Origin of the sequence: Flavobacterium ajazii, from assembly GCF_010614725.1 — a bacterium.
GTDB classification, from domain to species: Bacteria; Bacteroidota; Bacteroidia; order Flavobacteriales; family Flavobacteriaceae; genus Flavobacterium; species Flavobacterium ajazii.
In genome coordinates this window covers 56,659-70,155 of the sequence record NZ_JAAEHL010000014.1, presented here as the reverse complement: position 1 = coordinate 70,155, position 13,497 = coordinate 56,659, and the positions used below count along the sequence as shown (strand labels likewise).

Here is a 13,497-nt window from a genome sequence, read left to right as displayed (position 1 = left end):
TTACATTTTCAGTTTATTTAAATTTCAGATATAAGCTTTAAATTAATCTAACCCTCGAATTATTTTTACTTACAATCTCTTATCTGAACGTATGTGGTTTAATAATTTTAATTTGTATTTTTGAACCTGCATCTTCGCAAAAACAAAACGTAGCGAAGTAAATCGAAGCCAGAATGCATTTTAAACATCCCGAAATTCTATACTTTCTGTTTTTGTTGATTGTTCCAGTTTTGGTTCATTTATTTCAATTACGGCGTTTTAAGACCTCTTATTTTACCAATGTCCGCTTCTTAAAAGAACTTGCTGTTCAAACCCGTAAAAGTTCTAAAATCAAAAAACGCTTATTGCTGACAACCCGTTTATTGCTTCTAACCTGTGCAATTATCGCTTTCGCCCAGCCTTTTTTTGAAGCAAAAGACAGTAAAAATGCTTCAAACGAAATGTATATCGTTCTGGATAATTCATTCAGTATGCAGGCAAAAGGTAAAAAAGGAGAACTATTAAAACGTGCTGTTCAGGAATTACTGGAAAATACGCCTGAAACTGCCCAGTTTTCTCTTTTGACCAATACCGAAAACTTTTGGAATACCGATATTAAATCATCTAAAAGTGCTTTACAAAATTTAAAATACAGCGCCACTCCATTTGAACTTTCTTCAATTTTAGCAAAAATAAAAGCTCACAAATCAGCCAATAAAAAAGATATTGTCATTATTAGTGACGCTGTAGGTTTGGCTGAAAAAGATGTAAAAAACATTGATTTTGAAGAAAAACCTTATTTCATAGTTCCTGAGGCCGAGCAAAAAAACAATATTTCGATTGACAGCGTTTACATCAATCAGACTTTAGAAAACTTCTATGAAATTGGAATTAATTTATCGGCTTATGGCGAAGATTTCAAACCAGTATCTACAGCTTTATACAATCAGAATAAACTGATTGCAAAAACGATTATCAATTTTGACACAAAGAAAAAGAAAATCAATTTTACTATTCCAAAAGAAGCTTTTCATGGATATGTTACAATTGAAGACAACGGTTTAACTTATGATAACAAGTTATTTTTCAGTATTTCTAAAAACAAAAAAACAAACGTTATAAGCATTGGCGAACCTGAAAAAAGTAATTTCTTGTCTCGAATTTATACATCTACAGAATTCAATTATAACAATTATCCAATCAGTGCTTTAGATTATAATAGTTTAGAAAAACAAAATACTATTATTCTAAACGAATTGACCGATATTCCACAGGCATTGCAGACAACTTTAAAAGCTTTTGTTTCCAAAGGAGGAAATCTGGTTGTAATTCCTTCTGAGAAAACTTCGATTTCTAATTTAAATACATTTTTAAGCAGTTTCGGAAAAATTCAATTCAGAAATTTAGAAAACAACAGCAAATTAATCACTAAAATTAATTTCGATCATCCTTTATTTTCAGGAGTTTTCGAAAATAAAATAACGAATTTCCAGTATCCGAAAGTAAACAGTTCATTTGCTGTTTCGAGTCCATATCCGGCTGTACTTTCATTTGAAGACCAGACTGCTTTTGTAACTTCTGTTCAAAATCAGGTTTCGGGAACAACAGTTTTTACAGCTCCTATAAATAGTACGAATTCTAATTTCCAGCAATCGCCTTTAATTGTTCCATTATTTTATAAAATTGCTCAAAAAAATCAGAAAACCGGTGTAAATGCTCTGACAATTGGTAATAATCAGCCTTATTTTGTGGATATTTTATTGACAAAAGATGCTATTCTGGAAGTAAAAGGAACAGAAGACCAGTTTATTCCAATTCAGCAGATTTTAAATAATAAAGTAAAATTAACGTTTAATGATTATCCTGAAACAGCTGGAAACTATGGTGTTTTCGACAAAAAAGAATGGGTTGAAAACATCAGTTTTAATTACAAAAGAACCGAAAGCGATTTGAATCAGGTAAATACAAATGTAGTTTCAGATTTTAAAACCGCCGATACAATTTCGACCATTTTTAATACCTTACAAACTGAACGAACTGACAGCCAAATTTGGAAATGGTTTGTTATCTTTGCACTGTTATTTTTAGCATTAGAAATAGCTATTATAAAATTTGTAAAATAGTTTTTACGTTTTTTAAAATATCTTACTTTTTACAAAAAACATTTTACGACAAAAAATATCTACATATGAAACTAATCATCAAAAGCGCCAAAATTATCGACTCAAAAAGTCCGTTTCACAATCAGACAGTTGATCTTTTAATTGCAGATGGTTTAATAGAAAAAATAGGTGTTTCGCTCCCAAACGATGATGCAGAAGTAGTACGATTCGATAATCTGTATGTTTCTCAGGGTTGGTTTGACAGCAGCGTTTCGCTGGGAGAACCGGGTTACGAAGACAGAGAAACCATTGCTAACGGATTAAACGTTGCTGCGAAAAGCGGTTTTACTGCAATTGGTTTACAGCCAAACTCCTTCCCTATTATCGACAATCAGTCTCAGGTAAATTTTGTAAAAAATAAAGCAAACGGTTCTGCAACAGAAATTTTTCCGATTGGAGCTTTAACCAAAAGCAGCGAAGGAAAAGATATGGCTGAACTTTTTGACATGAAAAAAGCCGGAGCTATTGCTTTTGGAGATTATAATAAAAGCATCGACAACGCTAACATCCTGAAAATTGCATTACAGTACGTGCAGGATTTCGACGGATTGGTAATTGCTTATTCACAGGACTCTAACATTAAAGGAAACGGTGTTGCTAACGAAGGAATTGTTTCTACGAGATTAGGTTTAAAAGGAATTCCGAATTTAGCTGAAGAACTACAAATTTCAAGAAACTTATTTTTACTGGAATACACTGGTGGAAAGCTTCATATTCCAACTATTTCAACAGCAAAATCGGTTCAGTTGATTCGGGAAGCAAAAGCAAAAGGTTTAAACGTAACCGCAAGTGCATCTGTTCATCATTTGGTTTTAACAGATGAAAAACTGGATGGATTTGACACTCGCTTTAAAGTTACTCCTCCACTAAGAACTGAGGTTGACAGACAAGCTTTGCTAAACGGAATTGCCGACGGTACAATCGATTTGATTACTTCAGACCACAATCCAATTGATATCGAATTCAAAAAAATGGAATTTGATACCGCTAAAAACGGAACTATTGGTTTAGAAAGTGCTTTTGGAGCGCTACTAACTGTTTTACCTGTAGAAACCGTTGTTGCAAAGCTAACTGCAGCAAGAATTGTTTTCGGTATTGACAGCAATACAATCGAAGAAGGTGCTAAAGCTAATTTAACTTTATTTACTCCTGAAGGAAAATCAACTTTTACGAAAGAAAATATTCTTTCAAAATCTAAAAATTCTGCTTTTTTAGGAACTGAAATCAAGGGTTCTGTCTACGGAATTTTAAATCAAAATCAACTTGTTACAAAATAATAAAATGAATAATACAATCGAAGAAGGAAAATCAATTGCGATTACCAGTTATATTTTAATCATTGGTGTTTTAATCGCTATGTCAATGAACGCTGAAAACAAAAACAGTTTTGCTTCTTTTCATATTCGCCAATCGTTAGGATTGTCTCTAACCTTCATTTCTTTCGGAGCCATTATTAGTAATTTCGACAGTTTTTTTATCACTTTTCCAATGTGGATATGTATTTCGATTCTTTGGACTTTCGGTATTTTCAATGCCATTCAGGGACAGACAAAACCAATTCCTTTGGTTGGGGAATTATTTCAAAAATGGTTTAAATCTATAGGATAATAAATTCAATTTTTGAAATTCCAAATTCCAAAACTGAGACCCACTTTTACAATTCACAATTTACATTTTACCATTAAAAAAATGAACCTATCTTTAGAATATAAAATACAGGAGCCAAAAGTAATTTTAGATAAAAATCCATTGTTACTTCTATTGCACGGATACGGAAGCAATGAAGCTGATTTATTTTCTTTTGCTACAGAACTTCCTGATAATTATTATGTAATTTCTGCAAGAGCACCTTACGATTTACAATACGGTGCTTATGCCTGGTATGCGATTAATTTTGATGCAGATCAGAATAAATTTTCAGATAATGAACAAGCCAAAGTTTCCAGAGATGTAATTGCCTCTTTTATTGATGAATTAGTAGCAAATTATCCAATTGATGCTAAAAATGTAACTTTGATTGGGTTCAGCCAGGGATCTATTTTAAGTTATGCTACAGCACTTTCTTATCCTGAAAAAATTCAGCGGGTTGTTGCGATGAGTGGGTATTTCAATAAAGAAATTATCAAACAGGATTTCGAACAAAACGACTTCAAAAACTTAAAAATATTCGCTTCACACGGAACTGTAGATCAGGTTATTCCGATTGAATGGGCAAGAAAAACGCCTTCAATTTTAGAAAAGCTAAATATTCCGGTTACATACAAAGAATATCCTGTCGGTCACGGAGTTGCACCTCAAAATTTCTTTGATTTTAAGAATTGGCTTTTGATGTAAAAATAAAAAAGTGAGATGTAGTTTTAAATTTACATCTCACTTTTTTATTTCTCTAAAAGGATTAAGATTTGAAACATCATCTTTCCATCCTTATTTTACTTTTGATATAACCAGTTTTGATTTACTTCAAAAGTTATATTTTCTTTATCGTCAACAAAGTATTTCAACAACACTTCTCCCCATAATTCCCCATTGCTGTAATCAGCAATAATCCATCGATGGTTTAAGACTTTTATTTTATTAATGATAAATTTTTTACCGTCAATAATATCCTGACCTGTGTAAGGATTTCCGTTTGGATTTTCGTTTAAATCTAATAGCTTTTCAGTTACCGCAGGAATCAGTTTTTCGTACAAAATTACTTTTCCTCCCGAAGCACTGTTATCAAAATAATTTTGTGCGTTTTCATTATGCTCAAGCGAAAAATAATCTGCATCTGATAATTTTACTGACACTAAATCAATACTATCTCTCAGCCTTTTAGTTGTTTTATCATATCGTTCATTTTCAAATTTCACTTCTCTGCTATAAAACATATAAGTAAAAATATTCATTAAAATTGCTAATAAGAAAAGATAAAGCATTAAGGATTTCTTCATTTGTAGGTATAATTAAATTGTAATTTCTAAATTATCATAAGCCAGGAAAACATTTTCAGGAAGCTGCTTTTGTACTTCTTCATGGAACCCTAAAACGTGGCTGATGTGTGTCAGATAGGCTTTTTCGGGCTTGATTAAATTGATAAAATCAAGTGCTTCCTGTAAATTAAAATGGGTATCATGAGGTTCAACACGTAAAGCATTCACAACCAAAACTTTCAGGTTTTTTAATTTTTCAGTTTCAGCTTTTTCGATTGTTTTTACATCCGTTAAATAAGCAAAATCATCAATTCGGTAACCAAAAACCTGTAAATCGCCATGCATTACATTTATTGGGATAGCCATTTTGTCTCCAATGGCAAAAGGTTTATTGTTAATCACTTCTATAGTTTTCACACTTGGTGCACCCGGATATTTGTTTACCGTTTCGAAAACATAATCAAAACGTTTTCTGAGATTATCAATCACACGCTGATGCGCATAAACAGGAATTTCTCCCTGCCTGAAGTTATAAGGACGAATATCATCCAGACCCGCAGTATGATCAGCATGTTCATGCGTAAACAAAATAGCATCGAGTTTACGACATCCACAGGAAAGCATTTGCTGCCTGAAATCGGGGCCGCAGTCTATAACATACGAGTGTTCGTTCCATGTAATCCAGACAGATACACGAAGCCTTTTATCTTTAGCATCTAAACTTTTGCAAACAGGATGGTCAATCCCAATAATGGGAATGCCTTGTGAAGTACCGGTACCTAAAAAATAGATCTTCAACTGAACTTGATTTTTTTACAAAAATAGGGATTATTTCTCTTTCATTAGAGCGCTAATTTACTAACTTTGTAACAAATCTATTTAAAATAAAATGGGCACAGAAATAAAACTCAAAGGTGACAAGGTCATCGCTCAGATTCCTTCTATAAAAGACAAAGCACTACGCATTAATTTAAACGAAAATATTTACGGAACTTTTGCTGAAATTGGCGCCGGACAGGAAACTGTGAGACACTTTTTCAGATCCGGAGGTTCATCAGGAACAATTGCAAAAGCAATGTCTGCTTATGATAAAGATTTCAGTGATGCTGTTTATGGGGTAGAAAGCGATGGACGATATGTTACCGAAAATCGCCTCAAAAAAATGTTAACTTTTGAAGGTGAACTAATTGAAGAGCGTCTGAGCCGTGAAAAACACCCAAATAAACTCTTTTTCAGTTACGCCAATACTGTTGCCACTATAGATTTTGCCAAACAATTTAAAGGTCATGGCTGGGTTGGAATCAGATACCAGATTGAACCTGACGAAGCTTATAACGAAATTATTCTTCACATTCGTTTTAAAGAAACAGATGCCCGATTACAACAGGAAACGCTGGGGATTTTAGGAGTTAACCTGATTTACGGTGCTTTCTACAAATATAATGACCCTAAGAGATTGCTCCGTTATTTATACGATCACTTAGACAAAGATCAGCTTGAAATTGATACAATTAACTTCTCTGGACCTCGTTTCGCCGATGTTGACAATCGTTTGATGAGTTTACAACTGGTTAAAAATGGTATGACTGATGCCGTAATGTTTAATCCTGAAGGGAAAAACGTTTTACCGGCTGCCGTTTTATACAAGAAAAACCTTCTTGCTTTCAGAGGGAGTTTCCGCCCTGTTACCAATGTAAATCTTGATATGTATGAGAAATCATTAAAAATGTTTCTCGAAGAAAACAAAGTTGAAAAAGACAATACTTTGGTGGTTTTTGAAATTACGCTTTCAAATTTACGTTCTGACGGAGAAATTGATGAACGTGATTTTATGGACAGAGCCGAGTTGCTTTGTGCATTAGGACAAACCGTTATGATTTCTAATTTTCAGGAATATTACAAAGTAGTTGAATATTTTTCTAATTATACCAAAGCACGTATGGGACTTGCAATGGGTGTAAATAATTTAGTTGATATTTTTGACGAAAAGTATTACCGCCATTTAAGTGGAGGAATCCTTGAAGCCTTTGGAAAATTATTCTACCGCGATATGAAAGTATTTTTATATCCAATGCTCGGTGAAGATGGCGAAATTATCACTTCTGACAATCTGAAAGTACATCCAAGAATGAAAGAATTGTACAAATTCTTCAAATTCAACGGAAAAGTAGTTGATATTGTAGACTACAATCCTGATATCCTAAACGTGTTCTCACGTGAAGTATTAAAAATGATTGGTCAGGGAAAACCTGGCTGGGAATCAATGCTTCCTTCCGGAGTTGCCGAAATGATAAAAGAACACCACCTTTTTGGTTATCATCCGGAAAAAGAATTAAAACAAGGTTAAAGCAAATTTTATTTATTCAAAATCATATAAAGTCCAAAAAAGGAACAACTCTTTTTTTGGACTTTTCTTTTTTTTCAAAATTTATTTCGTTTTACTGCGTTCTACATTATAATTTAATTTTTAGTACTTTTAATAAAAAATAAAACCATGAAAATTATAGCCTTTGCAGGGAGTAACAGCCAACATTCTATTAATAAGCACTTAGCAACATATGCTGCAAATCAATTTGATAATGCACAAGTAGAAGTTTTAGATTTAAATGATTTCGCAATGCCTTTGTTCAGTGTTGATCTGGAAAAAGAAATTGGACAGCATGAAATCGCAAAATCGTTCCTTAATAAATTAGAAAGCGCAGATATTCTGGTTGTTTCTTTGGCTGAAAATAATGGAAATTATTCGGCTGCTTTTAAAAACGTATTCGACTGGAGCTCCAGAATCCTTAAAGATGTATTTCAGCAAAAACCAATGCTTTTGATGGCAACTTCTCCGGGAGCAAGAGGCGGCGCTTCGGTTTTAGAAATTGCAAAAACTGCTTTCCCAAGATACGGCGCCCAGATTAAAGGCCTTTTTTCATTACCTTCTTTCAATGCAAATTTTGATTTAGAAAAAAATGAAATTTCAAATCCGGAATTTGATAATGAATTAAAAACAATTGTAAAAAACAGTTTTAATTAATGAGAGTAAGACAAACCGTTTTTGTATTTATTCTTTTTAATTTTCTTTTCTTTCAGACCTCTTACTCCCAAAAATACAATGCAATTGATAAAATTGTATTAAAATATCCTGATTTTGACAGTACTGAAGAATTAGCAGAAAAAATACAAAAAGACTTTACATCAGAATATGATAAGGCCAGAGCAATTTACAGCTGGATTGCCCTAAATATAGATTACGATTTCAAGGCTTTTCTGAATCCTGCACAACCAAAAAGTTTCAGTTACAGAACAGAAGCCGAAAAAGAGAAAAAAATCAAACAATTTAATGATGCCATCCTTCAAAATACTTTTAAATCAAGAAAAGGAGTTTGTGAAGGTTTTACTTTATTGTACAGTCATTTAGCTTCATTAACCGGTTTAAAATCACAAATTATCAAAGGGGATTCAAAAAACAGCCTGAGCGATATCGGCAGAAAAAATTCTCAGACCAACCACGCATGGAATATGGTTTTGATTGGCGGAAAATGGAGATTAATCGATGCTACCTGGGGACAAGGATATTACAGTCAAAATAAAGGCAGGATGATCAAAGATTTTACCTCTATTTATTTTGACACACCACCAAACTATTTCTTTGCGAAACATTTTCCTGAATCAGGAACTTTTCTGAATACTAAATTAGATAAAAATGCTTTTCTAAACGGGCCATTAATCTATAACGAATTAATAGAAAAAGATACTGAAATTCTATTACCTGATTCCGGCTTGTTAGAAGTTAAAAATGGCCAAAAAGTTACTTTTAGATTTAAGAATATTTCAAAATCAGATCAGTTGTATTATTTAAATAAAAAGAACCAGCCTGTAAAAATTGAAAATCCAAAAGAAAAAAAAGGAGGATTGGAATTTCAGGTCACTTTCGACAAAAATATCGGACAGTTTATTACTTTTTATTTATATACCAACAGCCTGGTTTCGTTTAAGGTTGTCCAAAAATAAAAACTTAAATCAGTCAACTTTTATATAATTTAATTTTAATGACACATAAAAAATTCCCTCTTCTATTTCTATTTCTATTTCTCACTCTGTTTTCCCTTAATTCATCATATTCACAAAAGTACAACGCAATAGATAGTATTGTTTTAAAATACCCCAATTTTGGAAGTACTGAAAAGCTAGCTGAAAGAATTCAAAAAGATTTCACTTCAGAACATGATAAAGCAAGAGCAATTTACAGCTGGATTGCTTTGAATATAAACTATGATTTGGAGACATTTTTAGATCCTCCAAAACCAAAAAACTATTCTTTTAAAACTACAGCTGAAAGAGATAAGAAAAAGCAATTACTAGACGAAGATACAATGCAAAAAGCATTTAGATCCAAAAAAGCTGTTTGTCAAGGATATTCTCTTTTGTATACACATTTAGCAGCATTAAGCGGCTTACGATGCCAAATAGTAACCGGAGATTCCAAAGTTGATTTGCCGGATATTGGCAGAAGAAATAATCTTTCTAATCATGCCTGGAATACTGTACAGATTGACGGACAATGGATATTAGTTGATGCCACCTGGGGCGCAGGGAGTTATGATTATCATCGAAAAGTATTTGTAAAAAAGTTTACACCTATTTATTTTGATATGGCTCCAAAATATTTTAATACCAAACATTATCCTGAAGCCTCAATGTATAAGGGAAATACAGGAAATAAATTAGAGTTTTTAAACGGTCCACTTATTTATGATTCTTTAATTGAAGAAAATGCTGAAATTTTGATGCCGTATTCAGGAATAGTTAAAGCAAACGATGGTGATAAAATTACATTTAAGATTAAAAATATTTCAAAGCATGACGATCTCTATTATTTAGACAAAAAAGAAGAAAAAATGAAACTTGAAAATGTAAAAGAAGAGAATGGAATTCTTGAATTTCAAATTACTTATAATAGAAAAATGGGAAGGTTTATTACTTTTCGTCTCTTTCAGCATGGTTTTGCTGCTTTTAAAGTTGTTCCAAAGTCAGAGTAGATTTTAACGAAGTATTAAAATATCGTTTCGTATTTATTGACGATATTAGCAATACCTACAAAAAATAGTTTTTAGCTCATGGAAACAATTTTCCTAAAATCGATTTTAGATAACGACTTTTATAAATTTACGATGCAGCATGCTGTAATAAAGCTTTTTCCAAAAGCAAAAGTCCGTTATGGATTTATCAATCGTGGGAAACATATTTTTCCGGCAGGATTTGGAGATTTGCTCCGCCATGCAGTAGACGGCATGGCAAATCTTCGTTTAACAAAAGAAGAAAAAAGTTATCTGGCGCATTATTGTCATTATCTTGATCCAACTTATCTGGACTTTCTGCAGGGCTATAGTTTTGATCCGTCTGAAGTACATATCATTCAGGAAGGTTCAGAAATAAAAGTTACAGTTGAAGGTTTTTGGTACAGAACTATTTTATGGGAAGTCCCTTTGATGGCTCTGATTTCTGAGCTATTTTATAAATCAAACCACTTAATCCGTTTAAATAACGAAGCTATAAAAAACCTTACCAAAGAGAAAATAGACAGTTATAATCAATTAGGCGTTTCAATTTTAGAATTCGGCACAAGACGCCGGCATTCTTATGAAGTACATGATTTGGTAAATGAAACACTTAGAACGTATGGCGGGCAAAGTTTCATAGGAACAAGTAATGTACATTTTGCAATGGTTAATAACAGAAGACCTCTGGGTACGCATGCGCACGAATGGTTTATGTTTCATGCAGCACAATATGGTTTTAAAATGGCCAATTCCATAAGCCTCGAACATTGGACACAAGTTTACAGCGGAGATCTCGGAATTGCTTTAACAGACACTTACACGACAGATATCTTTTTTAATCAATTTGATAAAAAGTATTCCAAACTTTTTGATGGGGTTCGTCATGATAGTGGTGACCCGGTTGAATTTGCACAAAAAGTAATTACTCATTATATCAAAATGGGAATCGATCCAAAATCAAAAGCAATTGTCTTTTCGGATTCTCTCAATTACAATAAGGTAAAAACAATTACAGATTTCTGCCAGGACAAAATAAAAATGTCGTTCGGAATCGGAACAAACTTCACAAATGATGTAGGCCTTTCTGCTATGAATATGGTTATTAAACTGACCGACACAAAACCCGATAATACACACTGGCAGGGCGTTGTAAAACTTTCAGACGAAAAAAACAAAAACACGGGAACTCCCGAAATGATTGCTTTAGCAAAAGAAGTACTCGGAATCAAATAGTATTTCTTTGTTTGAATGCTGATTTTTTATATTTTTAGTCTTTGTATTATTTTCTCATCAATTTAAATAGAAATTTAAAGCTATTTTTATTGATAACTTTAAAATGATACGCTTTCATTTTTTACCGATAAATGGTACATTAGCCAAAAATCCTAAATTCATTTATGCTAGAGCAAAATCAATATAACGAAGATAATATTCGTTCACTCGATTGGAAGGAACATATTCGTATGCGTCCGGGTATGTACATCGGGAAATTAGGGGACGGATCATCACCGGATGATGGTATTTACATTCTTTTAAAAGAGGTTTTAGACAACTGTATCGATGAGTTCGTTATGGGTGCAGGTAAAACTATCGAAGTTTCTATAAAAGATAAAACCGTTTCGGTTCGTGACTACGGACGTGGAATCCCGTTAGGAAAAGTAGTTGACGTAGTTTCGAAAATGAATACGGGAGGAAAATACGATTCTAAAGCTTTCCAGAAATCAGTGGGACTGAACGGTGTCGGAACAAAAGCAGTAAACGCACTTTCTACATTTTTCCGTGTAGAATCGGTTCGTGATGACAAACAAAAAGGAGCGGAGTTTTCGGCAGGAAATTTAGTTCTGGAAGAAGATGTAATTGATACGACCAAACGTAAAGGAACAAAAGTAGTTTTTACGCCAGACGAAACGATTTTCAAAAACTATAAATTCCGTTTAGAATATGTAATTAAAATGGTTAAAAACTATTGTTACTTAAACAATGGTTTGACAATTATTTTCAACGGAGAAAAATATTATTCAGAAAATGGACTTCGTGATTTATTAGAAGAAACAATCAACGAAGAAGATTTAGAATATCCAATAATTCATCTAAAAGATCACGATATTGAGGTTGCGTTAACACACAGTAAAACGCAATACAGTGAAGAATATCACTCTTTCGTAAATGGTCAGAATACAACACAGGGAGGAACGCACTTAGCAGCGTATCGTGAGGCTGTTGTAAAAACGATTCGTGAATTTTACAATAAGAATTTCGAAGCATCAGACGTTCGTAAATCGATCGTAAGTGCGATTAGTATTAAAGTGATAGAACCTGTTTTTGAGTCTCAGACCAAAACTAAATTAGGTTCTACAGATATGGGGTCTGATGATGGAACACCTGCAGTTTCTGTTCGTACTTTCGTTAATGATTTTATTAAAACGAAACTGGACAATTACCTGCATAAAAATCCGCCGACAGCCGAAGCTTTATTACGTAAAATTCTTCAGGCTGAACGCGAAAGAAAAGAATTATCAGGAATTAGAAAACTGGCGACAGACCGTGCTAAAAAAGCCAATCTTCACAATAAAAAATTAAGAGATTGTAGAGCACATCTTCCAGATACTAAAAACCCAAGAAACTTAGAAAGTACGCTTTTCATTACAGAGGGAGATTCGGCTTCCGGATCGATTACCAAATCGCGTGATGTGAATACACAAGCGGTTTTCAGTTTACGTGGTAAGCCTTTGAATTCATACGGAATGTCTAAAAAGATCGTGTATGAAAACGAAGAATTCAACTTATTGCAGGCAGCATTGGATATCGAAGACGGGCTAGAAAAATTACGCTACAACAACATCGTAATTGCAACCGATGCCGATGTCGACGGAATGCATATTCGTTTGCTTTTAATTACTTTCTTTTTACAGTTTTTCCCTGAATTAATCAAAGAAGGACATTTGTATATTTTGCAAACGCCGCTTTTCAGGGTTCGAAACAAAAAAGAAACAATTTATTGTTATTCAGAAGAAGAAAGAAAAGACGCGATTGAGAAATTAAAGCCAAAACCAGAAATCACCCGATTCAAAGGTTTGGGAGAGATTTCACCCGATGAGTTTAAGAACTTTATTGGAGATACTATTCGTCTTGATCCGGTTATGATGGATAAACATACTTCAATCGAGCAGCTGTTATCTTTCTATATGGGAAAAAATACCCCAGACAGACAAGATTTCATCATTAAGAACCTAAAAGTTGAATTGGACGCTGTTGAAGAAATATAAAAAATGGAAAAGAAAAAATTAATTTACGCTGCACTAGTTTTTATTGTAAGTTTTGCAATCACTTATGTTTTAATTAAAAATTATAAAAAGAGTCAGGATACTATTGAAAATATTAAGGTTAAATAATAAC

13 protein-coding genes are annotated in these 13,497 nt (G+C 33.1%); 11 read left to right on the top strand and 2 right to left on the bottom strand.

The window, feature by feature from the left end:
- The first annotated feature begins 173 nt into the window (after positions 1–173).
- From GWR14_RS20950 to GWR14_RS20935, 4 genes are all read left to right on the top strand, one after another.
- On the top strand, positions 174–2,102 hold the full coding sequence (locus GWR14_RS20950; RefSeq protein ID WP_163411100.1) for a vWA domain-containing protein: 1,929 nt from the start codon (positions 174–176) through the stop codon (positions 2,100–2,102).
- A 65-nt stretch (positions 2,103–2,167) separates the two neighbouring features.
- Entirely contained in the window at positions 2,168–3,418 is a 1,251-nt protein-coding gene (locus GWR14_RS20945) for a dihydroorotase (RefSeq protein WP_163411099.1), read from the top strand.
- A 4-nt stretch (positions 3,419–3,422) separates the two neighbouring features.
- Positions 3,423–3,749, top strand: a complete 327-nt coding sequence (locus GWR14_RS20940) for a hypothetical protein (protein ID WP_163411098.1) — start codon at positions 3,423–3,425, stop codon at positions 3,747–3,749.
- A gap of 81 nt (positions 3,750–3,830) precedes the next feature.
- A complete protein-coding gene (locus GWR14_RS20935) occupies positions 3,831–4,475 on the top strand; it encodes an alpha/beta hydrolase (protein WP_163411097.1) in 645 nt (214 codons plus the stop codon).
- Between the two features lie 95 nt (positions 4,476–4,570).
- Here GWR14_RS20935 and GWR14_RS20930 read toward each other — a convergent pair whose 3' ends face one another.
- Together GWR14_RS20930 and GWR14_RS20925 are read right to left on the bottom strand one after the other, a co-directional pair.
- Positions 4,571–5,074, bottom strand: coding sequence for a hypothetical protein (locus GWR14_RS20930; RefSeq protein WP_163411096.1), 504 nt, complete (start codon positions 5,072–5,074; stop codon positions 4,571–4,573).
- Between the two features lie 12 nt (positions 5,075–5,086).
- Positions 5,087–5,851, bottom strand: coding sequence for an MBL fold metallo-hydrolase (locus GWR14_RS20925; RefSeq protein ID WP_163411095.1), 765 nt, complete (start codon positions 5,849–5,851; stop codon positions 5,087–5,089).
- 91 nt (positions 5,852–5,942) lie between these two features.
- Between GWR14_RS20925 and GWR14_RS20920 the strand changes: the two genes are divergently transcribed.
- The 7 genes from GWR14_RS20920 (at position 5,943) to GWR14_RS24040 (ending at position 13,493) form a co-directional block, all read left to right on the top strand.
- On the top strand, positions 5,943–7,400 hold the full coding sequence (locus GWR14_RS20920) for a TonB-dependent receptor (RefSeq protein WP_163411094.1): 1,458 nt from the start codon (positions 5,943–5,945) through the stop codon (positions 7,398–7,400).
- A gap of 147 nt (positions 7,401–7,547) precedes the next feature.
- Positions 7,548–8,075, top strand: a complete 528-nt coding sequence (locus GWR14_RS20915; protein ID WP_163411093.1) for an NADPH-dependent FMN reductase — start codon at positions 7,548–7,550, stop codon at positions 8,073–8,075.
- On the top strand, positions 8,075–9,052 hold the full coding sequence (locus GWR14_RS20910; protein WP_163411092.1) for a transglutaminase domain-containing protein: 978 nt from the start codon (positions 8,075–8,077) through the stop codon (positions 9,050–9,052). Before GWR14_RS20915 ends, GWR14_RS20910 begins: the two co-directional genes overlap by 1 nt.
- Before the next feature lie 38 nt (positions 9,053–9,090).
- Positions 9,091–10,080, top strand: coding sequence for a transglutaminase domain-containing protein (locus GWR14_RS20905; protein WP_163411091.1), 990 nt, complete (start codon positions 9,091–9,093; stop codon positions 10,078–10,080).
- 78 nt (positions 10,081–10,158) lie between these two features.
- Positions 10,159–11,334 (top strand): nicotinate phosphoribosyltransferase, encoded by a 1,176-nt coding sequence (gene pncB, locus GWR14_RS20900; protein WP_163411090.1) that lies wholly within the window; start codon positions 10,159–10,161, stop codon positions 11,332–11,334.
- Between the two features lie 164 nt (positions 11,335–11,498).
- Positions 11,499–13,367 carry a DNA topoisomerase IV subunit B gene (locus GWR14_RS20895; RefSeq protein WP_163411089.1) on the top strand — a complete coding sequence of 623 codons (1,869 nt, stop codon included), beginning with the start codon at positions 11,499–11,501 and terminating at the stop codon, positions 13,365–13,367.
- Between the two features lie 3 nt (positions 13,368–13,370).
- A complete protein-coding gene (locus tag GWR14_RS24040) occupies positions 13,371–13,493 on the top strand; it encodes a hypothetical protein (protein WP_262888222.1) in 123 nt (40 codons plus the stop codon).
- The last annotated feature ends 4 nt before the right edge of the window (positions 13,494–13,497 follow it).

Coding starts and splice junctions, on each gene's coding strand:
- GWR14_RS20950 (WP_163411100.1), top strand. CDS start 174: ATGCATTTTAAACATCCCGAAATTCTATACTTTCTGTTTTTGTTGATT.
- GWR14_RS20945 (WP_163411099.1), top strand. CDS start 2,168: ATGAAACTAATCATCAAAAGCGCCAAAATTATCGACTCAAAAAGTCCG.
- GWR14_RS20940 (WP_163411098.1), top strand. CDS start 3,423: ATGAATAATACAATCGAAGAAGGAAAATCAATTGCGATTACCAGTTAT.
- GWR14_RS20935 (WP_163411097.1), top strand. CDS start 3,831: ATGAACCTATCTTTAGAATATAAAATACAGGAGCCAAAAGTAATTTTA.
- GWR14_RS20930 (WP_163411096.1), bottom strand. CDS start 5,074: ATGAAGAAATCCTTAATGCTTTATCTTTTCTTATTAGCAATTTTAATG.
- GWR14_RS20920 (WP_163411094.1), top strand. CDS start 5,943: ATGGGCACAGAAATAAAACTCAAAGGTGACAAGGTCATCGCTCAGATT.
- GWR14_RS20915 (WP_163411093.1), top strand. CDS start 7,548: ATGAAAATTATAGCCTTTGCAGGGAGTAACAGCCAACATTCTATTAAT.
- GWR14_RS20910 (WP_163411092.1), top strand. CDS start 8,075: ATGAGAGTAAGACAAACCGTTTTTGTATTTATTCTTTTTAATTTTCTT.
- GWR14_RS20905 (WP_163411091.1), top strand. CDS start 9,091: ATGACACATAAAAAATTCCCTCTTCTATTTCTATTTCTATTTCTCACT.
- pncB (WP_163411090.1), top strand. CDS start 10,159: ATGGAAACAATTTTCCTAAAATCGATTTTAGATAACGACTTTTATAAA.
- GWR14_RS20895 (WP_163411089.1), top strand. CDS start 11,499: ATGCTAGAGCAAAATCAATATAACGAAGATAATATTCGTTCACTCGAT.
- GWR14_RS24040 (WP_262888222.1), top strand. CDS start 13,371: ATGGAAAAGAAAAAATTAATTTACGCTGCACTAGTTTTTATTGTAAGT.